Raw genomic sequence first — 26330 nt, 5'->3', positions numbered from 1 at the left:
GGCTCAGTATTACCGGCGCCTCACCGGCGGCGTCGCGAACCCACCGATTGCGGCCGCCTCCGACCCCAAACGCGGTACCCTGCGCCAATGACGGGACGATCGCAGACCCCGGAGACCGGGCTCGACCTGGCCGGCCGGCTGCGTTGGCTGATGCGAGCTCGACCGAGCGACTACCTGCTAGCGCTCAGCATGGCCTCAGCGTCTTTGCCGGTGGTCGGGAAGCACCTGGAACCCCTGGGTGGGATGACCGCAATGGGGGTATGGGGTACCCGCCACATGCCGGAGTTCTTCTCCAGTGCCGCCAAATCCTGGCTGGCCCCGGGGGCGGCGGCCGTCCGCAAGCAGGAGCGCGAGCAGACCCATGTGGTCAGCGACGCCGCGCTGCGGGGTGTGGTGTCGGCGGCCGATCTCGACATCGACTGGCCCGAACCGGAGCAGGCTCCGCCGGTGGTGAAGGCGTTGCAGCACCGTCGGCACATCTATCGCTCCGGTGTGCAGTACGGCAGCGACCCCGAGCAGGTGCTCGATGTGTGGCGGCCGCGCGAACTGCCGGACGGTCCGGCGCCGGTCCTGATCTACGTTCCCGGCGGTGCCTGGGTGCACGGCAGCCGAATCTTGCAGGGTTATGCACTGCTGTCCCACTTGGCCGAACAGGGCTGGGTGTGCCTGTCGATCGACTACCGGGTCGCGCCGCACAACCGGTGGCCGAGTCACATCGTCGACGTCAAGACCGCGATCGCGTGGGCGCACGCCAACGTCGACAAATTCGGCGGTGACCGCAATTTCGTGGCCGTTGCGGGCGCCTCGGCCGGCGGACATCTGGCTGCCCTGGCCGGGCTGACCGGAAGTGCGGTCAGCGACTCCGAATTCGCCGACCAATTGCCGGCGGGCGGGGACACCTCCGTGGACGCCGTGGTGGGCATCTACGGCCGCTACGACTGGGAGGATCGCTCCACCCCCGGACGCGTCGCATTCGTCGACTTCTTGGAGCGGGTGGTGGTCGGTCGATCGATGCGACGCCATCGCGATATCTACCGGCAGGCATCCCCGATCGCGCGGGTGCATCCGGATGCGCCGCCGTTCCTGGTCGTCCATGGCAGCGCCGACACGGTCATCCCGGTGCAGCAAGCCCGTAGCTTCGCCGACCGACTGCGGGCGGTGTCGCGTTCCAAGGTCGGGTACCTGGAACTGCCGGGCGCCGGGCACGGTTTCGACATGACCGACGGGGCCCGCACCGGTGCGATGAGCACGGCAATCGGTTTGTTCCTCAACCAGATTCACCGCGACCGCACCACGGTCGGGAGAAAACAGATCATCTGAACCCGCCCGCCACGGTATTGTCCGTGCATGGCGAGGGGTGTGGGGTGAAGCGGCTCACCGGGTGGGATGCGATCCTGCTGTACAGCGAGACGGCGAACGTGCACATGCACACTCTCAAGATCGCGGTGATCGAGCTGGACGCCGATCGCCGCAGGTTCGACGTCGAGGCCTTCCGGCGGGTGATTCATGGCCGGCTCTACAAGCTGGATCCGTTCCGATACCAACTGGTGGACATCCCCGGCAAGTTCCACCACCCGATGTGGCGGGAGAACTGCGAAGTCGACTTGGCGTATCACATCCGGCCATGGTCACTGCCCGCTCCGGGTGGCCGCCGCGAACTCGACGAGGCCATCGGCGAGATCGGCAGCACACCGCTGGATCGCAGCCGCCCACTGTGGGAGATGTACTTCATCGATGGCCTGGCAAACAACCGGATCGCGGTGGTCGGCAAGATCCACCACGCACTGGCCGACGGGATCGCGTCGGCGAATCTGATGGCCCGCGGCATGGATCTGGTGGTCGGTTCGCAGAACGAGCGTGACTCTTACGAAACCGATCCCGCGCCCACCGGCGGGCAGTTGGTGCGGTCGGCGTTCCGCGACCATTTCCGGCAGATGGGCAAGATCCCGGCGACCATCGGCTACACCGCGGCCGGCATCGGACGGGTTCGGCGCAGCACGCGCAAACTCTCCGCTGATCTGACCCGGCCGTTCACCCCACCGCCGAGCTTCATCAACCACGTGCTCACGCCCGATCGCCGGTTCGCCACCGCAACGTTGGCGCTGGCCGATATCAAGGCGACCAGCAAGCAGTTGGGCGTCACCATCAACGACCTGGTGCTGGCCATCTCGGCCGGGGCGTTGCGCACGCTGCTGCTGCGCTACGACGGGAAGGCGGATCACCCACTGTTGGCGTCGGTGCCGATGAGCTTCGACTTCTCCGCGGACCGGATCTCCGGTAATCGGTTCTCCGGAGTGTTGGTGGCACTGCCGGTCGATGTGGCCGATGTGCGGGAACGGGTCGCCCAGGCTCGGGAGGCGGCCGATCTGGCCAAGGAGGCCCACCACCTGGTGGGGCCGGAACTGATCAGTCGGTGGTCGGCGTATTTCCCGCCCGCACCGGCGGAGTCACTGTTCCGGTGGCTGTCGGGCAAGGACGGGCAGAACAAGGTTCTCAACCTCAACATCTCCAATGTTCCCGGCCCAAGGCAGCGCGGCAGGGTCGGCGGTGCACTGGTCACCGAGATCTACTCGGTGGGGCCACTGACCGCCGGCAGTGGCCTGAACATCACCGTGTGGAGCTATGTCGACCAGCTCAACATCTCTGTGCTGACCGACGGCGCCACCGTAGAAGACCCGCACGAGGTGACTAGCGCGATGGTGGAGTCTTTCCTTGAGATCCGTCGCGCCGCAGGTCTTTCAGAGACGCTGACGGTTGTCGAGACCGCGATGGCGCCCGCCTAGACTCAGTCGGACGCTGCCAGCGCCTGCAGTTCGCGACGGAGTACCTTGCCGGTGTTGTTGCGCGGCAGCGCAGCCATGATGGTGATGTCACGCGGCACCTTGTAGCCGGCAAGATTCTCCCGGACGTGCTGCTTGAGTGCATCGGGCGAGGCGCAGGCGCCGGGTGTCAATACCACGAAGGCCACCAGGCGCTGTCCGTAATCGGCGTCGTCGACACCGATGACGGCGGCCTCGGCCACTGCGGCGTGGGTGATCAGCGCCTTCTCCGCCTCGATCGGGTAGACGTTCTCGCCCCCGGAGACGATCATCTCGTCATCCCGGCCGACCACGAAAAGCCTTCCGGTGTCGTCGAAGTAGCCCAAGTCGCCGGACGCCATGAAGCCGTCGTGGAACAGCTTCGAGTCGCCCCCGGTGTAGCCGTCGAACTGCGAGGAGTTGCGGACGAAGATCTGCCCGGTCACGCCGGCGGGAACCTCGGCGAGATCAGCATCCAGGATCCGGATCTCGCTGCCCGGGGCCGGGCGGCCGGCGGTCTCGGGGGAGTAGCGCAGGTCTTGCGGCGTCGCCAGCGCGATCATGCCGGCTTCGGTCGCGTTGTAGTTGTTGTAGACCACATCGCCGAAGGAGTCCATGAACGCCGTCACCACGTCGGGATGCATCCGCGAACCGGACGCTGTCGCGAACCGTAGTGATGTGCAAGGGTATTGGTCCCGGACTTCGTCCGGCAGCGCCATGATCCGGTCGAACATAACCGGTACGACGCACAGCCCGGCGGCGTTGTTCGATTCGATCAAGGCCAGGGTAGCTTCAGGGTCGAACTTGCGCCGGGTGGCGATGGTGCAGGCCATGGTCAGCGCCAGCGCCAGCTGGGAGAACCCCCAGGCGTGGAACATCGGCGCGGCGATGACCACGGTTTCCTCGGTGTGCCAAGGGATCCGGTCGAAAATTGCCTGAAGGTCGGCAAGGCCGCCCCCGCCGCGTCCGGAGCGGCGTGCCCCCTTGGGGGTGCCGGTGGTTCCGGAGGTGAGCATGACCAGCTTGCCGCTCCGAGCTGCTTTGGCCGGTCGGCGTCCGGCGTTGGCGTGGATCAACTCGTCTGCCGTCAGGCCGGGGACCTCACTGTCGGTCCAGCTCACCACCCGCGTGCACCCCGAGTCGGCCGGCACCGCCAGATCCACTGCGGCGGTGAACTCTTCGTCGTAGAAGATCAGGTCGACGCCTTCACGGGCGACGACTTCAGCCAGCGCCGGCCCGGCGAAGTTGGTGTTGAGCAACAGCACGTCGGCGCCGATCCGGTTGGCGGCCGCCAGCGCCTCGATGAAGCCGCGGTGGTTACGGCACATCAGGGCGATCGCCCGAGGTGTCCGTCCGGGCAGCCGTTGCAGACCGGCGGCCAGCGCGTTACAGCGCCGGTCGAGCTCGGCGTAGGTACACGTACCGCGCTCGTCGATGATCGCCGTGCGATCGCCACACCGCTGGGCCGCCATGGCGATCCCGGTAGTGGTGGTACCGCCTTCAGCCGCCGCTGCGGCGGCTATTCGGAGATATTTGTCCGGGCGCATGGGCGCCAACAACCCGGCCCGGCTGAAGGTCACCAGCATCGAGCCGACCCGATTGAGCGAGTCGAACAGGCCCATCCCGCTCAGCCCAGGACCGGCAGGCGGCGTTCGCTGGCGAGCTTGTCCAGCGCCTTCTGCATGACTGCGCGCACATGCGCGTCGACGACGTCGATGTCGGGGTCCTCGCCGAACTCCGCGACGATATCGATCGGCTCGCATACCTGCATGACGATCTTGGTGGGCAGCGGCAGGTTGACGGGCAACACCGCGGAAATCCCGAACGGGAAACCGAATGAGATCGGCAGAATCTTGACCCGCATCAGTTTGTCGAGCCGCAGGGCCTTGGCCAGCCCGGTGCCGCGGGTCAGGTAGAACTGGCTTTCCTGGCCGCCGATCCCGACCGTGGGCACGATCGGCACACCTGCGTTGAGCGCGGCGCGGATATAGCCCTTGCGGCCGCCGAAGTCGATTCTGTTCTCTTCCAACGTCGGTCGGTACACGTCGTAGTCGCCGCCCGGGAATACCACCACCACGCCCCCGGAGCGCAGGGCCTCGTCGGCGTTGGAGTGGTTGGCCGGGATGAATCCGGTTCTGCGGAAGAAGTCGGCGGTGAAACCGGTGAAGATCAGGTCATGGCTCAGGGTGTAGACGGGACGTTCGTAGCCGAACGTGTCGTAGAAACCAGTGGCGAACACCGGGACATCCATCGCGAACAGGCCGCCGGAGTGGTTCGACACCACCAGGGCGCCCCCGTTCGGGAATGACTCAAAGCCCCGTACCTCGGCACGGTGGTAGCCCTTGATGAACGGTCGCAACAGGCCCATCACCCGTTCGGTCAGACCGGGATCCCACTTCGTGATGGGCCGTGGAACGTCGTCCGACCAGTCGTTGTCCGGCGTGTCCACCGCGGCCCCCTCAATTGGAACGTGTTCTAGTTTTGCCTATATTACCGGCTCAGGCCCGGTGGTGGATACCATCAGCAAACTGTTCTGGGTACCTGAGGGGAGCTCCGCATCGACCTGCAGGCGTACTTCGACCGCATCGACTACCGCGGTGGCACCGAGCCGACGCATGAGACGCTCACCGCCCTGGTGTCCGCGCACGTCCGCCGCATCCCGTTCGAGAACCTGGACCCCGTGATGGGTGTGCCGGTGATCGACCTCAGCTCGGCGGCACTGAGCGCCAAGCTGGTGGCGCGACGCCGCGGCGGCTACTGCTACGAGCACAACAATCTGATGCGCGACGTGCTGTGCGCGCTCGGCTTCGGAGTCGAGCGGCTGGCCGGACGGGTGGTGTGGATGAGCCCGGAGGGGATGGACGGGCCGCCGCGCCCCCAGACCCACCAAGCTTTGGCGGTGACCATCCCCGGCTCGGATCAGCGGTATCTGGTCGACGTCGGCTTCGGCGGGCAGACCCCGACGGCGCCGATCCCCCTGGTCCCCGATGCCGTCCAGCAGACCTCCCACGAGCCGTTCCGGATGCGCGAGCACGGCGCCGACTACGTGGTGGAGACCATGATCGGGCAGCGCTGGCGGCCCCTGTATGTCCTGGCGATGCAGCCACGGCCACTGATCGACATGCAGGTGGGCAGCTGGTACGTGTCCACTTACCCCGAGTCGAACTTCGTGGTCGGTCTCAGCGCGGCGCTGGTGACCGACGAGGCGCGCTGGAACCTGCGGGGGCGCAACCTGGCCATCCACGCCGGCGGCAGTACCGAGCGGGTCAGGTTCGGCGACGCCGCACAGGTGTGTGCCGCGCTGACCGAACGCTTCGGGATCGACCTGACCGGACTGGGCGACATCGAAGCCACCGTGGCCGCGGTGCTGGACACCTGATGGCGAGGTTCGTAGCGGCGGGCGTGGTGGTGGCGGCGGGATTGGCGTTGGCCGGTGTGGCCTCGGCCGCCCCGATGCCGGGCATCGAACTGCTGGACGAAAACAGCAGCTGTACAGCGGGTTTCGTCACCCAAAACGACGAGGGTGACTATTACCTGCTGACCAGCGGCCACTGCGACTCGCACGACGGCTCGCAATGGACCGACGCCTTCGAGACGCCGCTGGGACGTATCACCGCGAGCGAAAACAACGGCGAGGACCGCGACGCCGCCATCATCCGGCTCGACCCGGCAGCCGGTCGACCCAACCCCAAAATCGCCGGCCGTTACCCGGTGGCCAACGTGCTGACCGCCGACCAGATTCACGTAGGGATGACGATCTGCAAGATCGGTGCCCAGACCGGTGAAACCTGCGGTCCTGTCAGCGCCATCATCGGCAACCTTGTGGAGACGGATATATACAGCACCATCGGCGACAGTGGCAGTCCCGGCTATGTGGTCAACCCGGACGGCACCGTCAGCGCGGTGGGTCTGCTGATGGGCGGACCGGTGGACGACGACTATTCCACCGACTTCGTCCTACTGGACCCATTCCTTCGCCAGTGGGGATTACACGTAGTGCGTTAGAAGGTGCCCAATTCCGCCCGACCTGCGCGTCTGCAGGTGCATTCTGGAGTTATGGGTCACTACAAGAGCAATGTCCGCGACCTGGAATTCAACCTCTTCGAGATGCTCGACCTGGAGAAATGCCTGGCCGACGACGCGTTCGGAGATCTCGACGGCGACACCGTCCGCCAGATGCTGTCCGAAGCCGCCCGGCTGGCCGAGGGGCCCGTGGCGGCGTCATTCGCCGACAGCGACCGTCACCCGCCGGTGTTCGACCCGGCCACGCACAGCGTGGCGCTGCCGGAACCCTTCAAGGAGTCGTTGCGGGCCTGGCGGGAGGGCGAATGGTTCCGCATCGGCCTGCGCGAGGAAGTCGGTGGGGTGCCGGCGCCGTCGATGGTGTCCTGGGCGATCAACGAACTGGCGTTGGGCGCCAACCCCGCCGTGTTCATGTTCATGGCCGGTCCGATCTTCGCCAACATCCTCTACGACCTGGGCAACGAGCAGCAACGGCACTGGGCGTCGATGGTGATCGACCGGAACTGGGCCGCCACCATGGTGCTCACCGAACCGGACGCCGGCTCCGATGTCGGTGCGGGCCGCACCAAGGCTGTCGAACAGCCCGACGGCAGTTGGCACATCGACGGGGTGAAGCGGTTCATCACCAACGGCGACACCGACGACATGTTCGAGAACATCATGCATATGACCCTGGCCCGTCCCGAGGGCGCCGGGCCGGGTACCAAGGGGCTGAGCCTGTTCCTGGTGCCGAAGTTTCTGCCCGACCCCCAGACCGGCGAACCCGGCGAGCGCAACGGGGTGTTCGTCACCGGACTGGAACACAAGATGGGACTGAAGGTTTCGACCACCTGCGAACTGACCTTCGGCCAGCACGGCGTGCCGGCGAAAGGCTGGTTGGTCGGAGACACCCGCAACGGCATAGCGCAGATGTTCCATGTCATCGAGTATGCGCGAATGATGGTGGGAACCAAGGCAATCGCTACGCTGTCCACCGGATATCTCAATGCGCTGGAATACGCCAAAACCCGTATTCAGGGTGCGGACATGACGCAGATGACCGACAAGACCGCGCCGCGGGTGACCATCATCCACCACCCGGATGTGCGGCGTGCTCTGATGATGCAGAAGATCTACGCCGAGGGGATGCGGGCCCTGTACCTCTACACCGCGGCGCACCAGAACGCTGAGGTGGCGTCGCAGGTTTCGGGCGCCGACGCCGAGATGGCAGCACGAGTCAACGACTTGCTGCTACCGATCGTCAAGGGCGTCGGATCCGAACGGGCCTACCAGTATCTGACCGATGCATTGCAGACTTTCGGCGGGTCCGGCTTCCTGCAGGACTATCCGATCGAGCAGTACATCCGGGACGCCAAGATCGACTCGCTCTACGAGGGCACCACCGCCATCCAGGCCCAGGACTTCTTCTTCCGCAAGATCGCCCGCGATCGCGGTGTCGCTCTGGGACATCTGATCGCTCAGATCGAGGAATTCCTCGACCGTGCCGACGGCCGAGCGGAACTGACCGAATCCCGAAAGCAGCTGGCCGCCGCCCTCGACGACACGCGGGCCATGGTGGCCGCCATGACCGGATACATGTTCGGCTCGCAGCAGCAGGCCCGCGAACTCTACCGGGTGGGCCTGGGTTCGGTGCGGTTCCTGCTGGCCGTCGGCGACCTGGTGATCGGGTGGCTGCTGCTGCGCCAGGCCGAGGTCGCCCTGACCGCCCTCGACCACGGGGCCTCCGGCGAGCACGCGCACTTCTACCAGGGGAAAGTGGGTGCGGCAAAGTTCTTCGCCGCCAACGTGTTACCCCGCCTCGGTGTGGATCGACGCATCGTGGAGACCGAGGATCTCGCGCTCATGGACCTGCCCGAGGAAGCCTTCTGAATCGGTCAGCGCGGCCGGGGTTCAGCCGCGCCGTTGGCGCACCTTGTAGGTCGACGGCCAGGACACCCGGGTCTCGTCACCGACCAACGGTGTCCCCTTGGTGCCGACGGTGATGTTGTAGGCCTCCTCGCCGGGGCCGATCTCGCGCTTGGCGTGTTCGGTGGCCAGGTAATACAGCTGATCGATCTCCAGGTCGATGAAGGCGACGAAGCTCGTCTTACGCACCGCATCGCCGAACCCGGCGGTCATCCGGTCGGCCAGCAGGCGCGACCCGATCGCCGCCACGCTCAGAATCCCAAACGGAATGACCCAGTAGCACAGGTAGATCAGCGGATCGTGCGGTTGGCGCGCGGCGGCATCGGCCAGTGCGATCGGGGGCACCGCCGCGCAGACCGTCATCGCCGCGAGGGCACCCAGCCAGGCCCACGTCAGCCGCTTCACCAGGGGCGCGAACAGCTCGGATTGCGCCACCGGCGCCGCCACGTCGGCCGTGACGACGGCTTCCATCACGGATCTGCGCAGGGCGACGCCGGTGAGCAGCGTTGCGAACAGGCCGGCGAAACTCAACGCCAGCAGCCATCTGGGTGCCGCGGCACATCCCCACGGCAGCACGGCCAGCAGGGTGAACGTCGCCAGAGCCCCTCCCGCCAGGACCCGTAGCGACGGCTCCCGACCGGTGGCCGCGGCGGCCAGCGCGGCGGCCAGCGCCACCACCGCGGCGATCACCGGCGGAGCATTTCCCACCAGCACCCAGTACAGGCCCCAGGGTGCGAACCACAGCAGCACGCCCACAGAACGGCAGTATAGGGGCTTACCGTTGCAGCAACGGCAGGTGAACCCGGGCGGGCCGGTGCCCGATCAGGCGTCCAGGGTGTAGCCCATCGGCATCAGCACGCTCTTCTGCTGGGTGAAGTGCTCCACACCCTCTTTGCCGTTCTCCCGGCCGATCCCGGAGTTCTTGTAACCGCCGAACGGGCAGCACGGGTCGAAGGCGTACCAGTTGATTCCGTACGTCCCGGTGCGGATCTTCTTGGCGATCTCGATCCCGCGCTCGACGTTGGAGGTCCACACGCTGCCGGCCAGTCCGTACACCGAGTCGTTGGCGATCGCGACCGCGTCGTCTTCGGTGTCGTAGGCGATGATCGACAGCACCGGCCCGAAGATCTCCTCCTGGGCGATGGTCATGGAGTTGTCCACGTCGGCGAAGACAGTCGGCTCGACGAAGAAGCCGGAGTCCAGGCCCTCGGGACGGCCGCCGCCGCAGACCAGCCGCGCCCCCTCCTCGATGCCCTTGGCGATGTAGCCCTCCACGCGCTCGCGCTGTTTCTCGCTGATCAGCGCACCAATCTGGGCGGCCGGGTCGTCCGGCAGACCGACCGGCAGCGCGGCGACGAAGTTCTTGACGGCCTCGACCACTTCCTCATAGCGCGACCGCGGCGCCAGGATGCGGGTTTGGGCGACGCACGCCTGCCCGGTGTTCATGATCCCGGAGAACACCAGCATCGGGATCGCCGACGCCAAATCGACGTCCTCGAGCACGATGGACGCCGACTTTCCGCCCAATTCCAGCGTGCAGGGCTTGAGCAGGTCCGCGGCGCGCTTGCCGATCTCCTTGCCGACCGCCGAGCTGCCGGTGAAGGAGAAGATGTCCACGTCCGGGTTGGAGGTCAGCGCCTGACCGGTCTCGGCGCCGCCCGGCACCACCGACAGCACACCTTCGGGCAGACCCGCATCGGCGAACGTCTGCGCCAGCAGGTTCGCGCTGAACGGCGTCTCGGCAGCCGGCTTGAGCACCACCGTGCAGCCGGCCAGCAGGGCCGGACCCAGCTTGTTGACCGCCAGGAACAGCGGCACGTTCCACGCCACGATCGCACCGACCACCCCGATCGGCTCGCGGCGCACAATCGTCTGACCGTAGGCGCCGGTGCGAACCTCTTCCCAGCTGACCTCGTCCACGGCGGGACCCGCGAAGAAGTTCAGGGCGCCCAGCGAGCTCATCCAGTGCATGGTCTCGACACTCAAGGGGGGCTGGCCGGTCTCGGCGCCCAGCAGGCGGGTGAACTGGTCCTTGCGCTCTTCCATGAGCTTGATCGCGGCGGCGATCACCGCGGCGCGTTCGGCCGGCGGGGTCGACGGCCAGGGGCCGGAGTCGAACGCTCGACGGGCCGCCGCGACTGCGTTGTCAACGTCCGCCTTGGCCGCCAGCGGCACCTTGCCGACATACTCGCCGGTGGCCGGGCTGCGAACCTCGATCACCTGATCGGTGGACGGGGCGGTCCACTTGCCGCCGATGAAGAGGGTGTCGTATTCGGTGATGCTGGAGTCGGTCATGGGCGCCACCCTACCTAGCCGGTGCACGGATTAGAACACGTTGCAGTCAATCGTTCAGTTCGGTCGCAGAACCAGCACCAGATTGCTCACGCCGAACTCGCGAATGCCCGGCGCCTTCGTCATCGGCCACGCCCATCGCGGGTGATAACGGGGGAAAGCCGCCACCAGGGCGCCGGTGTGGCGGGCCCAGTCCAGCCCCGCGGCGGCCGACACCGCGAACAATGACGAGCCGTAGTTGTTCTTCGGCGGGTGGCCGTGCCGGCGGGTATAGCGCCGGGCGGCCCGGTGCCCGCCCAGATAGTGGCTGAGCCCCATTTCGTGACCGCCGAACGGACCCAGCCACACGGTGTAGGAGAGCACCACCAGGCCGCCTGGCCGGGTGACCCGCAGCATCTCATTGCCGAGTCGCCAGGGCCGCGGCACATGCTCGGCGACGTTGGAGGACAGGCAGATGTCCACGCTGGCATCCGCGAACGGCAGGGCCATCCCGGAGGCCCGCACGAACCTGCCCGGGGAAGACGCGGCCCGTGCCGCGTGCATGGCGTGGACTTCTGTGGGGTCGGGTTCCACGCCGATGTAACGCAACCCGGCGCCGGCGAACGCGCTGGCGAAGTAGCCCGGCCCACCGCCCACGTCGAGCAGTGTCCTTCCGGCCGGCTCGTCGCCGCGGACCCCCCGCCACAGCTCGGTGACCATGGCCGCGGTGTCTGTGGCCAGCGCACCGTAGAACCGTGCCGGTGCGGTCTGTTCGTAGCGGAACTGGGAAAGCAGGCGCACCGCACGGCCCAGCGTCGCGTGTCGCGCGAACTTCTCGGTGGCAGCCACCGGGCCAGCGTAGGCCCCGCCGCCGCCCGACCCCGGCCGCCACCGGTCCGCCCCTGCCGCCCCGCGCATATTCGGCCGGGCGCGGCGAGCGGGCCGACTACGCTGGTCGGCGTGTCTGCTGTGCGCTCGGTCCTGCTGCTGTGCTGGCGTGACACCGGGCATCCGCAGGGCGGCGGCAGTGAGACCTACCTGCAGCGCATCGGTGCCGAGCTGGCCGCCGCCGGCGTGGCGGTCACCCTGCGTACCGCCCGCTATCCGGGGGCACCCAAGCACGAGGTCGTCGACGGGGTGCGCATCAGCCGCCGCGGCGGACCGTACACGGTGTACCTGTGGGCGCTGGCGGTGATGGCGGCGGCTCGCGTCGGCCTGGGACCTCTGCGGGGCGTGCGGCCGGACGTGGTGATCGACACCCAGAACGGGCTGCCCTTTTTGGCGCGCCTCATCTACGGGCGCCGCGTCGTGATGCTGGTGCACCACTGCCACCGCGAACAGTGGCCGGTAGCCGGGCCGGTGCTGAGCCGGATCGGCTGGATGGTCGAGTCGAGGTTGTCGCCGTGGCTGAACCGGCGCAATCAGTACCTGACGGTGTCGTTGCCCTCGCTGCGCGACCTGGTCGAACTGGGTGTGGGTGCCGAGCGCATCGCGGTGGTCCGCAACGGCCTCGACGAGGCACCGCCCGCCACGCTGACGGATCCGCGCTCGCCGGCGCCGCGGGTGGTGGTGTTGTCGCGCCTGGTTCCGCACAAGCAGATCGAGGATGCGTTGGAGGCCGTGGCGGCGCTGCGCGCCGGTATCCCGGACCTGCACCTCGACGTCATCGGCGGGGGGTGGTGGGCTGACCGGCTGGTGCAGTACGCCGCGGAGCTCGAGATCACCGACGTGGTGACCTTCCATGGCCATGTCGACGAGGTCACCAAGCACGAACTGGTGCAACGGGCCTGGGTCCATGTCCTGCCCTCCCGCAAGGAGGGTTGGGGGTTGGCGGTCATCGAAGCGGGCCAGCACGGCGTGCCCACCATCGGCTACCGGGCCTCCGGCGGGTTGTCGGACTCGATAGTCGACGGGGTCACCGGGATGCTGGTCGACGACCGCGACGGCCTGGTCGAGCAACTCAGGCGACTGCTGGCCGACGCGGTGCTGCGCGAGCAACTCGGCGCCAAGGCGCAGGCCCGCAGTGCCGAATTCTCCTGGCGGCAAAGCGCCGAGGGGCTGCATGCTGTGTTGACCGCGGTGCGGGAACGTCGCTACATCAGCGGCGTGGTCTGAGAAGCGTGCACGGGAGGCGATGCCGGTGACTGACCAGCCCACGGCTCCGGTGCTGCTCTACGACGGCGTCTGCGGAATCTGCAATCGATCCGTACAGACCATCCTCCGGTTCGACCGGCGCGGCACGCTGCGATTCGCAGCATTGGACAGCGATTTCGCGCGCGGGGTCATCGCGCGCCACCCGGGGCTGGGCGACATCGACTCGATGGTCTTCGTGCACAACCCGGGCCGGCCCGACGAGCGCATCGACGTGCGCTCGGCAGCCGCCCTGCGGGTGCTGAGCTATCTGGGCGGGCCATTTCGGCTGCTGCTGGCCGCCCGCATCATCCCGGCGGGGTTGCGCGACTGGCTCTACGACCGTTTCGCCGCGGTGCGCTATCGGTTGGGCGGTCGGCACGACACCTGCCCCGTCCCCGGGCCGGGCGTGCGGGCCCGCTTCCTGGACGCCTAAGTGCCCACTGCCGCTTACCTGGTCGACACGTTCACATCGGTGAGGTTCCGGGGGAACCCCACCGCTGTGGTGCTGCTGGACGGTCCCGCCGACGCTTCGTGGATGCAGGCTGTGGCAGCAGAGTTCAACTGCCCGGCAACCGCATTCATCGGGCCCGCTCATGGGGATCCCGGCCCGCGAAGTCTGCGGTGGTTCAGTCCGGTGGCCGAATTGGCGTTGTGCGGTTCTGGAACCCTGGCCAGTGCTCATGTCTTGGGCGGGGATCAGTCCTTCCGGGCGGGCGATCGCCTGCTGGCTTGCACGACGGATTCCGATGGTGCGATCAGCATGGCGTTTCCGGCGGACCCGGTGCGCGGCGAGTCGCCGACTGCGGAGTTGGTGGCGGGCCTGCCCGGGGTGAGCATCCGCTCGGTGTGGCGGGGCAGCCTGGACGTGGTCGTGGAAGCGGGGTCGGCTGCCGAAGTCCGGGCGCTGGTGCCGGACACGGCGGCGCTGGCGAAGGTCGACGCGCGTGCCGTCGTGGTTACGGCAGTCGGTGACGGTGACGCCGACATTGTGAGCCGGGTGTTCGCTCCCCGTTTCGGGCTGTCCGAGGATCCGGTGACCGGCTCGGCGCACTGCACTCTTGCCGCGCTGTGGGGCGGGCGTCTCGGAGTCGAGGAGTTCTCGGCGGAACAGGCCTCGCCGCGAGGCGGACGCTTGCGGGTGCGCCGTGACGGCGACTGTGTCCTGCTGATCGGGCACGCGGTGACCGTCTTCAGCGGGGAACTTCGCCGTTAACCGCGCAGGCGTCGTCGCAGCGGCGCCGCCGCCAGACCTGCCGCGCCCGCCGCCAGCATCGCCAGCCAGACCAGATGCGCGGCTATCGCGGCCCGGCGCGGCCCGGTCGGCACGTTCGGCGCATGGCCGCCGACCCGGTACACCGTCAGATCCGCATCCCGATAGGCCACTGGAAGCCGAGTCAGAGTTCTTTCCGCAGCACCGATCTCGCCCTGCGCATCGGTCTCTCGAACAACCCAGCCCACGCCCTTGACGCCGAGCGCAGCCGGTTCGGCGCCGGACAACAGCGCCTCCTGCACCGCCCGCGCGCGCGTGCCCTCGCCGGGAACGGTCTGCCCGCCGACCGTCAGATCGCCGGTGGTGAGTACCTCGGCGCGCACCCACCGGGGCAGCGGGTCCAGTACCGGGGCGGTACCCGCCCAGGGGAACCGGCGAATGGTGTCGGCGGGCAGCACGGCCACCGGCCGGGGATCGGCGTTGATCTTGGCCGCCACCGCCGCCCACCCCGGTGGGTAGTGCACCGGGGTGACCCGGCCGGCCACGCCCCAGGCCAGGTCCGGCACGACGACGATCAGCGCGACGCAGCAGACCAGCGCCGCTCGCGCCGGCGGCAGCCGCTTACGCAGGCCCACCACCGCCCCCGCTCCGGCCAGTGCATATCCCGGCACCGCCAGCGCCACCCACTTCTGGCCGTCGCGCAGCATTCCGAGTCCGGGCGCGATGTCGGTAGCCCAGCGCAGCAGGGCCACGCCGGGGCCCGTGGCCAGCAGGGCGAACGCCAGCACCGTTGTTGCGGCCAGGGCCAGCAGCGGCCGTACCGCAGGCAGGTCCCGCACCGACGACCAGCCCAAGCCCAATACGGCCAGGAACACCACGGTGGCCAGCAGTGCGAAGCCGGTGGTCCGTGATGCCGGGACCGCCTCGGAGTTCCAGATTCCGCCGAGCCCGGCGAGGCTTCCCAGGGTGCCCAGACCCGGCTCGGCGCGGGCCGCGAACGCCGCCGCCCCGGCCGATTCGCCGTGCGCGGACCCCGGGCTCAGCACCAGCGCCGTGAGCCAGGGCAGGGCGGCCGCCGTCGCGATCGCCATCGCGCCGGCGGCACACCACCACCGCGGCGGTCCGTCGCCGGGCGCGGCGACACACACCAGCGCCACCACCGTGGCCAGCACCAGGCCGGTCGGGGTCAGCCCGGCCAACGCCAGAAAGAACACCAAGCCGAACAGTCCGGTCGCCCCGGCGCGCAGCCCCAGCATCGCCACCGCCGCCCACGGCAGGCAGCCGTAGCCCACCAGCAGACTCCAATGGCCCTGCAGCAACCGCTCAGCCACATAGGGGTTCCAGATCGCCACGGTGACCGCGACCAGCTGACCGGGCAACCCCGCTTCGGGCGCGACGATGGCCACCAGGCGTGCGGCACCCCAGCCCGCCAGCCACAGACCCGCCACCAGCAGTGCTTTGACCACGATGCCGCCGTCGGCCAGCCGGGAGGCCAGGGCGACGGCGAAATCCTGCGGAACCGCTCGTGGCGCCGACTCGCTCAGCCCGAGGGCGGCCCCGGTCAGGTAGGACCGCGGCGTGGAAACCGCGTCTCGCAGCAGCAGATAACCGGGACGCAGCAGGGGCGCCAGAATCAGCAGCGTCAGGCCGAGTGCATAGCACGGCGCCCACCAGCGCCTGGCTTGCACCACCGCGGAACTACGGCTGGTCGGGCGCCGAATCCGGGGTGCCGCGATCCGGGGCGCTCGGCTCCGGTGGCGCCGCCGGCCGGTCCAGTTGGGGACGTTGCGTCGGCAGCTTCTCGGTCTCGGCCTCAGCTCCCGACGGTTGCTGGGCGGTCGGCGATTTGGGCGCGAACCCGCCGAAGAACCCTTCCTCGGAGCCCAGACGGCCGGGACGTCCCAGAGCGGCCTCGGCGGGCAGGCTGAACCAGCCGACCAGGACACCGCTGAGCAGACAGATCAGACCCGCGGCGGTGAAGGTGATCGGCAGGACCCGCGACCACAGGGCTACCCGATCCCGCTCGTTGCGGGCGGCGTCGACCTGTGCCTCGATGGTCTCCTCGGAGCTGGTGACCGTGTAGTCCACCAGCGCGACCTCCGGCTTGAGCGGGTCACGCGCGAAGTAGTGGTTGGCGTGCACTTTCGACTTGACGATGGTGCCCGAGACGGGGTCGACCCACATCGTGCGCTGCGCGGCGTAGTACCGCGTCATCGTGATGTCCTCGTCGGGATCGGCGCCTTCGATGTTCCACATCCGGGCCGGCGCGGTGATCTCGCCGTCTTCGTCGTGGCCATACAGCGACGGGTAACGGATCGGCTCGTTGAGGCTGCCGTCTTCGTCGTAGCCGACGTTCTGCACGAATCGGTAGGTGGTCAGCCCGTTGACGTCGTCCTCGCCCTCGTAGTTGGCCTCGTAGGCCTTCTGGGCGATCGGGTCGAAGTACTGGTACGACTGCTTCTCGGTGTCGAAGGGGAACCGGTAGGACAGTCCTTCGTGGGGCAGCGCGATATTGGTGGGCGGGTTCTCGTCCTCGAAATTGCGCGGGCGCTGCACCGAGCCACCCGGGTGGGTGTCATCGGAAATCGCCCGCGCCGTAGTGCGGTTGAGGGTCACGGTGTCGACGATCGCCAACAGCAGCCCGGTGTCCTTCTGCCGATCGGCGCGCCGCACCGACGATCCGACCTGCAGGGTCACCACGTCGGCGTTGGCCGGTGACTCGACCGTGATCTGCTCCTGCGACACCAGCGGCACATCCTGGTCCACGACGGCGTGTTCCCGGCCGAGGGACTCGGGATCCAGGGCGGAGCCGCTGCCGTTGCCGACCAGCGTGACGTCCAGATCCAGCGGGATCTTGGCGATCTTGCCTGCGGTATAGGTAGACAGCAACAGCGCCGCCACCAATAGAGCGGCGCCGAGGCCCATGACTGCGCATGCCGCGATACGCATCATGATTGCTCGGTTCACGTCGCCGCACCCTCCAGTTGAACCCGCACCTAAATTTGTTCGACCCTAACAGCAGCAGACGAAACAGCTACTGTGTGTCCATCGAAGCCTCGGTCCCTAATCAGATGAACGAGCAGGTGGGTGGCGTTCGCAGCTTCCTGCCCGCTGTCGAGGGTATGCGCGCCTGCGCGGCCATCGGCGTGGTGATCACCCATGTCGCATTTCAGACCGGGCACTCGTCGGGAATCAGCGGCCGGCTATGGGGCCGGTTCGACATGGCTGTCGCGGTGTTCTTCGCGCTGAGCGGGTTCTTGTTGTGGCGGGGCCATGCCGCCGCCGCGCGCGGGTTGCGTCCGGCGCCGCCGACCGGCCATTACCTGCGGTCGCGGCTGGTGCGGATCATGCCGGCCTACCTCGTGGCGGTGGTGGTGGTGCTGGCGCTGCTCCCCGACGCCGAGGGAGCCAGTCTGACGGTCTGGCTGGCCAACCTCACCATGACGCAGATCTATGTGCCGCTGACGCTGACCCCGGGACTGACCCAGATGTGGAGTCTGGCGGTGGAGGTCAGCTTCTACCTCGCGCTGCCGCTGCTGGCGCTGGCGGCGCGCTGGTTGCCGGTGCGCGCGCGAATACCGGCGATCGCGGCCGTGGCGCTGCTCAGCCTCGGCTGGGGATACCTGCCGATCCATACGCCCTACGGGGTGAACCCGCTGAACTGGGCGCCGGCCTACGGCTGCTGGTTCGGGGCGGGCATGCTGCTCGCGGAGTGGGCCTACAGCCCGGTCGGCTGGGTGCACCGGCTGGCCCGCCGGCGGCTACCGATGGCGGGCGTGACCCTGGTGGCGTTTCTGGTGGCGGCCTCACCGCTGGCCGGCCCGGAAGGGCTCACCTCGGCAACCGTCGAGCAGTTCATCGTGCGGACCGCGATGGGCGGGGTGCTGGCGTGGTCGCTGTTGGCCCCACTGGTGCTGGACCGGCCCGACACCGCGCACCGGTTCCTGGCCAGCGCGCCGATGGTGACCCTGGGCCGCTGGTCCTACGGGATCTTCATCTGGCACCTGGCGGCACTGGACATGGTCTTTCCGGTGATCGGGCGCTTCGCATTCACCGGGGACATGGCGGTGGTGCTGGCGCTGACGATGGTTTTCACCGTCGCGATCGCCGCGGTCAGCTACGCCCTGGTGGAGCAACCGTGTCGGGAGAAGCTGCGCGGCTGGGAGAACCGGCACGCGCCGCAACGCCCGGACTCGCCTCAGGCAGCCCGGCCCGACGGGGTGTACTCGGATGCGTCGCTGGTGAACTCGGGCGTGCCGTAGGTCTGCAGGCGCCGTTTGAGCAGCCGGAGGACGTAGGCTCCTGTGATGCGCCGCAACCCGGGGGTGCGGGCGGCGCGCTGCACCAGCATGAGGCGCCCGACCACGAACGGAGTCGTCAGCGCCACCCGGGCGTAATCGCCGAGACCGAGCGTGACACCCATCTTCGCGGCCACGTCGCGCCGGCCGCCGCTGAACATCCGAACGAAAAACACCTTGCTGTAGCTCTTCTCGACCGCGTCGGCGATGCGTTCGCGCAGCGTCTCTTCCGGCCGCAGGTAGGCGGCCATCGTCGAGCGCACCATCTCTCCGCAGGTGGCGTCGTCGAAGTCGTCGCGCAGCAGTGCCGCGCGGGCACTGAACACCCGGATGATCTCGGCGGGGGTGGTCGGCAGCAACTCCTGGGGCAGTCCGAGCAGGAAGTTGCGGTAATGGGTGAACTCGACGACGGCACGCTCACTCGGGGTGAATTCGGTGCGGCCCTTGCGGTGGGCGTCCATCGCCAGCACGAACAGATTGATCATCCCGGCGGGCATCTGGTCGATCTGCGGGATCGGCAGCCCGTAGATGTCGATGTCCCATTTCGGGGAACGCTTGAGGGCGTTGAAACGGACCATCGAGTGCATCAGGCGCACCATCGCCGCCGCCTCGAATCCCGGCCCGTGCCGGTCCAGCGCGCCGGGCAGGGTGGTGACGGTGAAGAAGCTGGTGGTCTCGTTGACTCGCCGGGCCGCGCGTTTGCCGGTCAGCGCGCCGGTCAAGGCCATCGGAAGTGCCGCGTAGGTGTTGAGGAAGGTCGCGATGAACGATCCCCGCACCACGAACGGCGCCAAGAGGGCCATCGGCACCTGCGACTCCTCGGCGCCTTTGCGGACCAGGTCCATGTCCAGCCAGTCCGGGGTGGCTTCCATATCGGCGATGAGCGCAGCCAGCTCGGGCGGCGCGTCGGGCACTGCCTCGATGCCCTTGCGGCAGGCGGTCTTGAGCATGCTGATCAAGCTGGTGACGCTGTACTGGCCCATCAGGGCGGCGTAGGAGTCCGCCACCACGTCCCCGAGCCAGGTCGCGGTCGAGATCAGTTCGACGGCAGCTTCATCGGCCAGCAGCTTGGCGCGAGTGGCGGGCTTGGCGCGCAGCGATGACACGTCGTCGGGGTCGGTCGTGGTGCGGTAGGGCTGCACATCGAAGTTCAGGTCGCCGTACAGATCCGGGAGCAGCTCGGCCTGGCGCCGGACGCGCTCGTACAGCTCGGGGTAGTGCGTGGGCATCCAAGAACCTCCGATGACTAGCAGATTCCGAGTGATCGGTCTGGCGTGCCGGCCGGCGGTGAATCGGTGGCGACACGGGGCCGCGCATCACGAAACCCGCGCAATGGCACAAACTTATGTAATTGTGTCACGATAGCACGCGGGAAGTCCCCGCTGACAGCGGCGGCCGCCGGGCATCGGCGGCTCTCCGCCGCACAGGACAGGAAGGGCGACATGGCCAGTCCGGCATCGGTCACCGTGCGCGATGCCATGGGTGGCACGGCAGGCGCCATCCTCGAGGCCGCGCGGGTCGAGTTCGCCAGGCACGGCTTTCGCCGGGCCAACATCGACGCCGTGGCCCAGCGCGCCGGTGTGAGCCGCCGCACGCTGTACCGGCACTTCCCCACCAAAGAGGCGCTCTTCGAGCAACTCGTCGAGGCCGACACCCAGGTCTTGTTCGTCGAGCTCGGCCACGCCGCCCGCGCCCAGGATGCCGCCGGCGCCATCGTGGAATGCTTCACCCTTGCCATGCGGCGTATCACCGAGAGCCCGCTGGCCACCGCGGTGATCGCCAACGAGCCGGAGCTTCTCATCGGGCTCAACACGCCCAAGGGAGAGCGGGCATTTTTGCGCGCCAGCAACCTGGTTGCCGCGACGCTGAGACTGTGCGGAGTCACCATGCCCGACGAAGCCGTGCAGACCACCGCGGAGATCTTGGTGCGCCTGGTCGGATCGCTGCTCACCAACCGAGGCGGAGTGCTCGACATCAACGACACCGTGGCGGTCCGCGACTACGCGGAAACGCACCTTGCGCGCCTGGTCTGGTGAGTGCGGCCCCCATCGCCGCTTCGGTGCCGTGCCCGGTCTGCCGGTCGGTGTGTAATCGATTGCGATGCCGTGGGATTCAGATCTGCTGTCGGGCGGTCGCCCCAGCCGGCCCGCATGACCGCCGGACTTCACAAACTCACAGGTTGCTGGTACCTCTAGCAACAGGAAGCTACTTATGCTGTCAGCCATGACTTCGGGGCCGTCGCGGCGGCGGATGACGGCGCAGGCCCGGCGGAACCAGATCCTCGACGTCACGCACGCCATCGTCGACGCCGAGGGGTTTCACGCCGCCACCCCGAACCGGATAGCCCGCGAGGCCGGTATCAACCGATCGCTGATCTATCAGCAGTTCGGTGACCCCGCAGGCTTGTTCGTCGCGTTGATCGATCGCGAGGCCGCTCGGGCGGGCGCCCAGTTCGCCGAGGTGATCTCCGCGACGACCGACGCGGACGCGGACGGCGTTCTGGTCAGCCGGTTCGACAGCGTGGTCGAGGCCGCCGACGCCCAGCCCGCCACGTGGCGACTGTTTCTGTCGCCCCCGCAGGGGGCGCCGCCGGAACTGCACGAGCGGCTTGGCCAGGCGCAGGAAGTGGTGCGCACCTACCTGGTGGGCGAGTTACAGCGCAGCTACCCCGGCCTGCCCGACCCCGACTACACCGCCCGCATGTTGCAGGCGGCCGCCCGCGAGCTTCTGCAATTGCGCCTCAGCGATCCCCAATCGGCGACCCGCGAGCGACTGCAGGCCCTGGTGCGGACCTTGGTCGTGCGCACCGGTTCGTTGGTGGGGTGACCTCCGGGGCCGGTCAGTAGGCCCCGGAGTGCTCGAAGATCTTGCGCGGGTTGTCGACCAGCATGGTGTGCAACTGGTCCTCGGTGACGCCGCGCTGGCGCAGCGCGGGCAGCACGTCATTGTGGATGTGCAGGTAGTGCCAGTTGGGTGCGGCCGTCGCGCTCAGGTCACCGGGTAAGGCGTCGAAGTAGCAGTTGGCGTCGTGGGAGAGCACCATTTTGTCGGCGTGGCCGCGCTCGCACATGGCCGCCACGGTGTTCACCCGCTCCTCGAACGGCAGGAACATGTCGATGCCGAAGCGGTCCATGCCCAGATACGACCCCGCGGCGATCAGTTCCTCCAGGTAGCCCAGATCGGTGCTGTCGCCGGAGTGGCCGATCACCACCCGGGACAGGTCGACGCCTTCTTCTTCAAAGATCCGCTGCTGTTCCAGGCCGCGCCGGGTGCCGGCATGGGTGTGGGTGGAGATCGGAACGCCGGTACGCCGGTGGGCATTGGCCACGGCGCGCAGCACCCGCTCGACTCCGGGAGTGACGCCCGGTTGGTCGGTGGCGCACTTGAGGATTCCCGCCTTGATCCCCGTGTCGGCGATGCCGGACTCGATGTCGCGGACGAACATGTCGGCCATCAGCTCCGGGCCGTCCAGCAGGGTGCCGGGGCCGCGGAAGTGGTAGAAGAACGGGATGTCGTCATAGGTGTAGAGCCCGGTCGCCACCACGATGTTGAGCTCGGTTCCGGCCGCGACCCGGGCGATCCGCGGAATGTAGCGGCCCAGTCCGATCACCGTCAGATCGACGATGGTGTCCACGCCGGCGGCTTTGAGCTCGTTGAGCCGGGCGATCGCGTCGGCCACCCGGGCGTCCTCGTCGCCCCAGACTTCCGGATAGTTCTGGGCGAGCTCGGTGGTCATGATGAACACGTGCTCGTGCATCAGCGTGACGCCGAGGTCGGCGGTGTTGATCGGACCGCGCGCGGTCTGGCATTGCGACATGGCCCCGATCGTATGGACCTTGCGGCCGCGGCCGATCGTCTTCGCCGAGAATGCCTACGGGTGCTCCAGCAGATTGTCGCGGATGCGGGCGTAGGAGTGGCTGAACAACTCCACCTCGCGGGGGCTCAGGGAATCGAACAGGCCGGCGCGCACCGCTGCGACATGACCCGGCGCGGCGGTGCGCAGTTTGTTGATGCCCGACTCGGTGAGTTCGGCGTACTGCCCGCGCTTGTCTTCCTCACACCTGACCTGGCGGACCCAGCCGGCGTCGGTCAGCCGTTTGACCGCGCGGGTCACCCCGCTGCGGGTGGTCACGGTGATGTCGGCCAGCTCGTTCATACGCATCCGGCGCTCCGGCGCCTCGGACAGCAGCGCCAGAATCTCGAAGTCGGACAGGCTCAGTCCTGAGTCGGCGGTCAATTGCCGGTCCAGGCTGCGCAGCAGCAGGCGTGTGCTGTCCAGATAGCCGCGCCACATGCGTTGTTCCTTCTGGCTGAGCCAGCGCGTGTCCATGCTCTCAATGTAGTTGCTTCGAGCATCACTGGACCGGGGAGGCGCTCGCTATATCCGCAATCCATCTCCGGAATGAATCGAAAACTAGTTGCGTTAGCAACTATCAGCTACAGTGATCAACAAGGAGGGCTTCGCGTGACCAACACCGGTATGCAGTTCGGCATCTTCACCGTCGGCGATGTCACCGCCGACCCGACCACCGGTCGTACGCCGACTGAGGCGGAGCGGATCCGGGCGACCGTGGTGATCGCGAAAAAGGCCGAGGAGGTCGGTCTGGACGTGTTCGCCACCGGCGAGCACCACAACCCGCCATTCGTGCCGTCGTCGCCGACCACCCTGCTGGGCTACCTCGCAGCGCAGACCGAGCGCATCGTGCTCAGCACCGCGACCACGCTGATCACCACCAACGACCCGGTGAAGATCGCCGAGGACTACAGCGTGTTGCAACACCTCGCCGATGGCCGGGTGGATCTGATGCTGGGCCGCGGAAACACCGGACCGGTGTACCCCTGGTTCGGCAGGGACATCGGGTCCGCGCTGCCGCTGACCGTGGAGAACTACCGGCTGTTGCGCCGGTTGTGGCGCGAGGAGGTCGTCGACTGGACCGGTGAGTACCGTGCGCCGTTGCGCGGTTTCACCCTGGCGCCGCGCCCGCTGGACGGAGTTGCGCCGTTCGTCTGGCACGGTTCGATCCGCAGTCCCGAAATCGCCGAACTCGCCGCGTTTTACGGCGACGGCTTCTTCGCCAACCATATCTTCTGGCCGGCATCGCACACCCAGCGGATGGTGCAGCTCTACCGCGAGCGTTTCGAACACCACGGCCACGGTGACCCCGACCAGGCGATCGTCGGTCTGGGCGGTCAGGTGTTCCTGCGGCCCAACAGCCAAGACGCGGTGAACGAGTTCCGGCCGTACTTCGACAACGCCCCGGTCTACGGCTACGGGCCCAGCCTCGAGGAGTTCAGCGCCCAGACGCCCCTGACGGTCGGTTCGCCCCAGCAGGTGATCGACAAGACCCTGGGGTTTCGGGAATACGTCGGCGACTACCAGCGCCAGCTCTTCCTGATCGACCATGCGGGGCTGCCGTTGAAGACCGTGCTCGAACAGCTCGATCTACTGGGGGAGCACGTGGTGCCGGTGCTGCGCAAAGAGTTCGCCGTCGGCCGGCCCGCACACGTTCCCGCGGCGCCCACTCACCAGTCCCTCATCGCGGCCGGGCGCACCCCGATCCGGGAGGCATCGTGAAGCCAAGCACTGCCGGCCGGCAGGAACTGACACCCACAACAACCAAGGAGACAAGGCAATGACGAAGCTGGCGGTTATCTACTACTCGGCCACCGGACACGGCACCGCGATGGCCCAGCGAGTGGCCCGGGCAGGTGAGGCCGCCGGCGCGCAGGTGCGGGTGCGGCACATCGAGGAGACGCGCGATCCGGCGAGCTTCGCCCACAATCCGGCGTGGACCGCCAACTACGCGGCGACCAAAGACCTGCCCGCCGCCACCGGCGACGACATCGTCTGGGCGGACGCCGTCATCTTCGGCTCGCCCACCCGATTCGGTTCCCCTGCGGCGCAATTCCGGAACTTCATCGATGGACTGGGCGGGCTGTGGGCCAAGGGCGAACTCGCCGACAAGGTCTACGCCGGGTTCACCTCGAGTCAGACCGCGCACGGCGGGCAGGAGGCCACGCTGCTGAACCTCTACGTGTCGCTGATGCATTTCGGCGGCATCCTGGTGCCGCCGGGCTACACCGACCCGATCAAGTTCGCCGACGGCAACCCCTACGGCGTCGGGCACGTCACCGGTGCGGACAACCAGAACCAGCTGGACAAGCCCACCCTTGCCGCACTCGACCACCTGGCCACCCGGGTGGTGGGCATCGCCGCCAGGATCGCGGGCTCATGACCGGACTCAGGCCACCCACACCGTCTTGAGGTTGCAGAACTCCCGGATGCCGTGGCCCGAGAGCTCGCGGCCGTACCCGGACCGCTTGATCCCGCCGAACGGCAACTCCGGGTAGGACACCGTCATCCCGTTGATGAACACCTGGCCGGCCTCGATCTCGTCGGTGAAACGGCTGATCTCGGCTTCGTCGCGGGTCCAGGCGTTGGAGCCCAGGCCGAACGGGCTGGCATTGGCGATCTCGATGGCCTCATCGATGTCTGCGGCGCAGTACACCGACGCCACCGGGCCGAACACCTCCTCGGTGAAAATCGCCATGTCACGGGTGATGTCGGTGATCACGGTGGGCGGGTAGAACCACCCGGGGCGGTTGAGCCGCTTTCCGCCGCAACGGATCACCGCCCCGGCAGCCGCGGCGGCGTCCACCTGCTGCGCGACCTCATCGCGTCCCGCCTCGGTTGCCAGCGGCCCGATGTCGGTGTCCGGATCAGTCGGATCGCCCACCCGAAGAGCTGACATCTGGCTTACGAACGCAGAGGTGAATTCCTCGTAGATGTCGGCATGGACGATGAATCTCTTTGCCGCGATACATGATTGACCATTGTTCTGCACCCTCGCGGTAACCGCGGTGGCAACCGCCGAGGCCAGGTCGGCCGAGGGCATCACGATGAACGGGTCGCTGCCGCCCAGTTCCAGCACGGTGTGTTTGATCTCGTCGCCGGCGATGGCGGCTACCGAACGGCCGGCGGGTTCGCTACCGGTCAGCGTGGCCGCGGCTACCCGCGGATCGCGCAGCACACGCTCGACCGCCCCCGACGGGATCAGCAGGGTCTGGAAGCAACCCTCGGGAAAGCCGGCCCGGGACAACAGCTCGGCGAGGTACAGGGCGGTCTGGGGCACGTTCGAGGCGTGCTTGAGCAGTCCGACATTGCCGGCCATCAAGGCCGGGGCGGCAAACCGCACGGCCTGCCACAGCGGGAAGTTCCACGGCATCACCGCCAGCACCACCCCGAGCGGCTGATAGCGCGCGAACGCCTTGGATGCGTTGACCTTCGGTGCGTCGGCGTTCTCGTCGGCCAGCAGTTGCTCGCTGTGGTCGGCGTAGTAGCGGAAGCCCTTGACGCACTTGAGTGCTTCGGCCTTCGCCGCTGTCAGGGTCTTGCCCATCTCCAGGGTCATCATGGCGGCGACCTCGTCGGCCTCGGCTTCGAGCAGGTCGGCCGCGGCGTGCATCCATCGGGCGCGTTCGTCGAAACCGGTGCGACGGTATGTGACGAACCTATTCGCCGCGCGGGTGATCGCGGCGTCGACTTCGGCGTCGCCGGCGGCGGTGAACGTCTTGACCGTTTCCCCGGTTGCCGGGTTGATCGTCGCTATCGGTGTTGCGGGCACGCGGAACCCCCTTCGGTGCTGCGGTGTGACGACTACATGTCCAGCCTGCCACCATCGAACCGCGTAG

At 67.9% G+C, this 26330-nt stretch carries 24 protein-coding genes; 13 read left to right on the top strand and 11 right to left on the bottom strand.

The features are described from left to right. The first annotated feature begins 87 nt into the window (after nucleotides 1–87). Nucleotides 88–1320, top strand: coding sequence for an alpha/beta hydrolase (locus tag AWC02_RS00440; RefSeq protein ID WP_085126208.1), 1233 nt, complete (start codon nucleotides 88–90; stop codon nucleotides 1318–1320). Nucleotides 1321–1364: 44 nt separating this feature from the next. Beyond that, nucleotides 1365–2783, top strand: coding sequence for a WS/DGAT/MGAT family O-acyltransferase (locus AWC02_RS00435; protein WP_085126206.1), 1419 nt, complete (start codon nucleotides 1365–1367; stop codon nucleotides 2781–2783). 2 nt (nucleotides 2784–2785) lie between these two features. Here AWC02_RS00435 and fadD12 read toward each other — a convergent pair whose 3' ends face one another. Next, the gene (gene fadD12, locus AWC02_RS00430) at nucleotides 2786–4420 is read right to left on the bottom strand and encodes an acyl-CoA ligase FadD12 (protein WP_109560792.1); all 1635 of its coding nucleotides are present in this window, start codon (nucleotides 4418–4420) and stop codon (nucleotides 2786–2788) included. 5 nt (nucleotides 4421–4425) lie between these two features. Continuing rightward, a complete protein-coding gene (locus AWC02_RS00425; protein ID WP_237160261.1) occupies nucleotides 4426–5166 on the bottom strand; it encodes a 1-acyl-sn-glycerol-3-phosphate acyltransferase in 741 nt (246 codons plus the stop codon). Between the two features lie 189 nt (nucleotides 5167–5355). On the opposite strand from AWC02_RS00425, the gene AWC02_RS00420 reads away from it, so the two are divergent. From AWC02_RS00420 to AWC02_RS00410, 3 genes are read left to right on the top strand one after another with little or no spacing between them, the layout of a single operon-like run. After that, nucleotides 5356–6177: an arylamine N-acetyltransferase family protein gene (locus AWC02_RS00420; RefSeq protein WP_085126201.1), complete on the top strand. Its 822-nt coding sequence runs from the start codon at nucleotides 5356–5358 to the stop codon at nucleotides 6175–6177. Next, entirely contained in the window at nucleotides 6177–6803 is a 627-nt protein-coding gene (locus AWC02_RS00415; RefSeq protein ID WP_085126199.1) for a S1 family peptidase, read from the top strand. Before AWC02_RS00420 ends, AWC02_RS00415 begins: the two co-directional genes overlap by 1 nt. 51 nt (nucleotides 6804–6854) lie before the next feature. Further along, nucleotides 6855–8690 (top strand): acyl-CoA dehydrogenase, encoded by a 1836-nt coding sequence (locus AWC02_RS00410; protein ID WP_085126197.1) that lies wholly within the window; start codon nucleotides 6855–6857, stop codon nucleotides 8688–8690. Between the two features lie 21 nt (nucleotides 8691–8711). Here the strand turns inward: AWC02_RS00410 and AWC02_RS00405 are convergent, their stop codons facing one another. From AWC02_RS00405 to AWC02_RS00395, 3 genes are all read right to left on the bottom strand, one after another. Beyond that, the gene (locus AWC02_RS00405) at nucleotides 8712–9482 is read right to left on the bottom strand and encodes a hypothetical protein (RefSeq protein ID WP_085126195.1); all 771 of its coding nucleotides are present in this window, start codon (nucleotides 9480–9482) and stop codon (nucleotides 8712–8714) included. 66 nt (nucleotides 9483–9548) lie between these two features. Further along, the gene (locus tag AWC02_RS00400; protein ID WP_085126193.1) at nucleotides 9549–11021 is read right to left on the bottom strand and encodes an aldehyde dehydrogenase; all 1473 of its coding nucleotides are present in this window, start codon (nucleotides 11019–11021) and stop codon (nucleotides 9549–9551) included. Between the two features lie 54 nt (nucleotides 11022–11075). Further along, entirely contained in the window at nucleotides 11076–11846 is a 771-nt protein-coding gene (locus AWC02_RS00395; RefSeq protein WP_085126191.1) for a class I SAM-dependent methyltransferase, read from the bottom strand. A gap of 111 nt (nucleotides 11847–11957) precedes the next feature. Between AWC02_RS00395 and AWC02_RS00390 the strand changes: the two genes are divergently transcribed. From AWC02_RS00390 to AWC02_RS00380, 3 genes are read left to right on the top strand one after another with little or no spacing between them, the layout of a single operon-like run. Then, nucleotides 11958–13112 carry a glycosyltransferase family 4 protein gene (locus tag AWC02_RS00390; protein WP_085126189.1) on the top strand — a complete coding sequence of 385 codons (1155 nt, stop codon included), beginning with the start codon at nucleotides 11958–11960 and terminating at the stop codon, nucleotides 13110–13112. Nucleotides 13113–13131: 19 nt separating this feature from the next. Further along, entirely contained in the window at nucleotides 13132–13563 is a 432-nt protein-coding gene (locus tag AWC02_RS00385) for a thiol-disulfide oxidoreductase DCC family protein (protein WP_109560791.1), read from the top strand. Beyond that, the gene (locus AWC02_RS00380; protein WP_085126187.1) at nucleotides 13564–14343 is read left to right on the top strand and encodes a PhzF family phenazine biosynthesis protein; all 780 of its coding nucleotides are present in this window, start codon (nucleotides 13564–13566) and stop codon (nucleotides 14341–14343) included. Here the strand turns inward: AWC02_RS00380 and AWC02_RS00375 are convergent. Beyond that, the gene (locus AWC02_RS00375) at nucleotides 14340–16031 is read right to left on the bottom strand and encodes an MmpA family trehalose lipid delivery protein (RefSeq protein ID WP_085126185.1); all 1692 of its coding nucleotides are present in this window, start codon (nucleotides 16029–16031) and stop codon (nucleotides 14340–14342) included. The two genes, AWC02_RS00380 and AWC02_RS00375, sit on opposite strands and share 4 nt — an antisense overlap. Nucleotides 16032–16038: 7 nt before the next feature. Continuing rightward, nucleotides 16039–17307 (bottom strand): cell envelope lipid trafficking protein PgfA, encoded by a 1269-nt coding sequence (gene pgfA / locus AWC02_RS00370; protein WP_165757806.1) that lies wholly within the window; start codon nucleotides 17305–17307, stop codon nucleotides 16039–16041. 104 nt (nucleotides 17308–17411) lie between these two features. On the opposite strand from pgfA, the gene AWC02_RS00365 reads away from it, so the two are divergent. Further along, on the top strand, nucleotides 17412–18602 hold the full coding sequence (locus tag AWC02_RS00365; RefSeq protein ID WP_085126181.1) for an acyltransferase family protein: 1191 nt from the start codon (nucleotides 17412–17414) through the stop codon (nucleotides 18600–18602). On the opposite strand, the gene AWC02_RS00360 is transcribed toward AWC02_RS00365, so the two are convergent. Next, nucleotides 18539–19867, bottom strand: a complete 1329-nt coding sequence (locus AWC02_RS00360; RefSeq protein WP_085126179.1) for an oxygenase MpaB family protein — start codon at nucleotides 19865–19867, stop codon at nucleotides 18539–18541. The genes AWC02_RS00365 and AWC02_RS00360 overlap by 64 nt on opposite strands. A gap of 213 nt (nucleotides 19868–20080) precedes the next feature. Here AWC02_RS00360 and AWC02_RS00355 point away from each other — a divergent pair, with 213 nt between their 5' ends. Further along, nucleotides 20081–20674 (top strand): TetR/AcrR family transcriptional regulator, encoded by a 594-nt coding sequence (locus AWC02_RS00355; protein WP_085126177.1) that lies wholly within the window; start codon nucleotides 20081–20083, stop codon nucleotides 20672–20674. A gap of 214 nt (nucleotides 20675–20888) precedes the next feature. Beyond that, nucleotides 20889–21464, top strand: a complete 576-nt coding sequence (locus AWC02_RS00350; protein WP_085126176.1) for a TetR/AcrR family transcriptional regulator — start codon at nucleotides 20889–20891, stop codon at nucleotides 21462–21464. Nucleotides 21465–21477: 13 nt separating this feature from the next. On the opposite strand, the gene AWC02_RS00345 is transcribed toward AWC02_RS00350, so the two are convergent. Both AWC02_RS00345 and AWC02_RS00340 read right to left on the bottom strand, forming a co-directional pair. Next, the gene (locus AWC02_RS00345) at nucleotides 21478–22455 is read right to left on the bottom strand and encodes a phosphotriesterase family protein (protein WP_085126174.1); all 978 of its coding nucleotides are present in this window, start codon (nucleotides 22453–22455) and stop codon (nucleotides 21478–21480) included. A 54-nt stretch (nucleotides 22456–22509) separates the two neighbouring features. Further along, the gene (locus AWC02_RS00340) at nucleotides 22510–22968 is read right to left on the bottom strand and encodes a MarR family winged helix-turn-helix transcriptional regulator (RefSeq protein ID WP_109560790.1); all 459 of its coding nucleotides are present in this window, start codon (nucleotides 22966–22968) and stop codon (nucleotides 22510–22512) included. Between the two features lie 150 nt (nucleotides 22969–23118). Here AWC02_RS00340 and AWC02_RS00335 point away from each other — a divergent pair, with 150 nt between their 5' ends. Together AWC02_RS00335 and wrbA are read left to right on the top strand one after the other, a co-directional pair. Next, nucleotides 23119–24213, top strand: coding sequence for an LLM class flavin-dependent oxidoreductase (locus AWC02_RS00335; RefSeq protein ID WP_085126234.1), 1095 nt, complete (start codon nucleotides 23119–23121; stop codon nucleotides 24211–24213). Nucleotides 24214–24271: 58 nt separating this feature from the next. Next, nucleotides 24272–24874, top strand: a complete 603-nt coding sequence (gene wrbA, locus AWC02_RS00330; RefSeq protein ID WP_085126170.1) for an NAD(P)H:quinone oxidoreductase — start codon at nucleotides 24272–24274, stop codon at nucleotides 24872–24874. 6 nt (nucleotides 24875–24880) lie between these two features. Here wrbA and AWC02_RS00325 read toward each other — a convergent pair whose 3' ends face one another. Beyond that, on the bottom strand, nucleotides 24881–26263 hold the full coding sequence (locus AWC02_RS00325) for an NADP-dependent succinic semialdehyde dehydrogenase (RefSeq protein WP_085126167.1): 1383 nt from the start codon (nucleotides 26261–26263) through the stop codon (nucleotides 24881–24883). Between the last annotated feature and the right edge of the window lie 67 nt (nucleotides 26264–26330).

It is taken from the genome of Mycolicibacter engbaekii, assembly GCF_002101585.1.
GTDB classification, from domain to species: Bacteria; Actinomycetota; Actinomycetes; order Mycobacteriales; family Mycobacteriaceae; genus Mycobacterium; species Mycobacterium engbaekii.
The sequence above is the reverse complement of the archived record's forward strand: the minus strand, read 5'-3'. Positions and strand labels throughout refer to the sequence as shown.

What these genes read in the sequence shown, in the direction of transcription:
- AWC02_RS00335 (WP_085126234.1), top strand. Translation starts at nt 23,119, where the DNA reads ATGCAGTTCGGCATCTTCACCGTCGGCGATGTCACCGCCGACCCGACC.
- fadD12 (WP_109560792.1), bottom strand. Translation starts at nt 4,420, where the DNA reads ATGGGCCTGTTCGACTCGCTCAATCGGGTCGGCTCGATGCTGGTGACC.
- AWC02_RS00345 (WP_085126174.1), bottom strand. Translation starts at nt 22,455, where the DNA reads ATGTCGCAATGCCAGACCGCGCGCGGTCCGATCAACACCGCCGACCTC.
- AWC02_RS00400 (WP_085126193.1), bottom strand. Translation starts at nt 11,021, where the DNA reads ATGACCGACTCCAGCATCACCGAATACGACACCCTCTTCATCGGCGGC.
- AWC02_RS00440 (WP_085126208.1), top strand. Translation starts at nt 88, where the DNA reads ATGACGGGACGATCGCAGACCCCGGAGACCGGGCTCGACCTGGCCGGC.
- AWC02_RS00415 (WP_085126199.1), top strand. Translation starts at nt 6,177, where the DNA reads ATGGCGAGGTTCGTAGCGGCGGGCGTGGTGGTGGCGGCGGGATTGGCG.
- AWC02_RS00355 (WP_085126177.1), top strand. Translation starts at nt 20,081, where the DNA reads ATGGCCAGTCCGGCATCGGTCACCGTGCGCGATGCCATGGGTGGCACG.
- AWC02_RS00350 (WP_085126176.1), top strand. Translation starts at nt 20,889, where the DNA reads ATGACGGCGCAGGCCCGGCGGAACCAGATCCTCGACGTCACGCACGCC.
- AWC02_RS00340 (WP_109560790.1), bottom strand. Translation starts at nt 22,968, where the DNA reads ATGGACACGCGCTGGCTCAGCCAGAAGGAACAACGCATGTGGCGCGGC.
- wrbA (WP_085126170.1), top strand. Translation starts at nt 24,272, where the DNA reads ATGACGAAGCTGGCGGTTATCTACTACTCGGCCACCGGACACGGCACC.
- AWC02_RS00365 (WP_085126181.1), top strand. Translation starts at nt 17,412, where the DNA reads ATGAACGAGCAGGTGGGTGGCGTTCGCAGCTTCCTGCCCGCTGTCGAG.
- AWC02_RS00385 (WP_109560791.1), top strand. Translation starts at nt 13,132, where the DNA reads ATGCCGGTGACTGACCAGCCCACGGCTCCGGTGCTGCTCTACGACGGC.
- AWC02_RS00425 (WP_237160261.1), bottom strand. Translation starts at nt 5,166, where the DNA reads ATGGGCCTGTTGCGACCGTTCATCAAGGGCTACCACCGTGCCGAGGTA.
- AWC02_RS00360 (WP_085126179.1), bottom strand. Translation starts at nt 19,867, where the DNA reads ATGCCCACGCACTACCCCGAGCTGTACGAGCGCGTCCGGCGCCAGGCC.
- AWC02_RS00410 (WP_085126197.1), top strand. Translation starts at nt 6,855, where the DNA reads ATGGGTCACTACAAGAGCAATGTCCGCGACCTGGAATTCAACCTCTTC.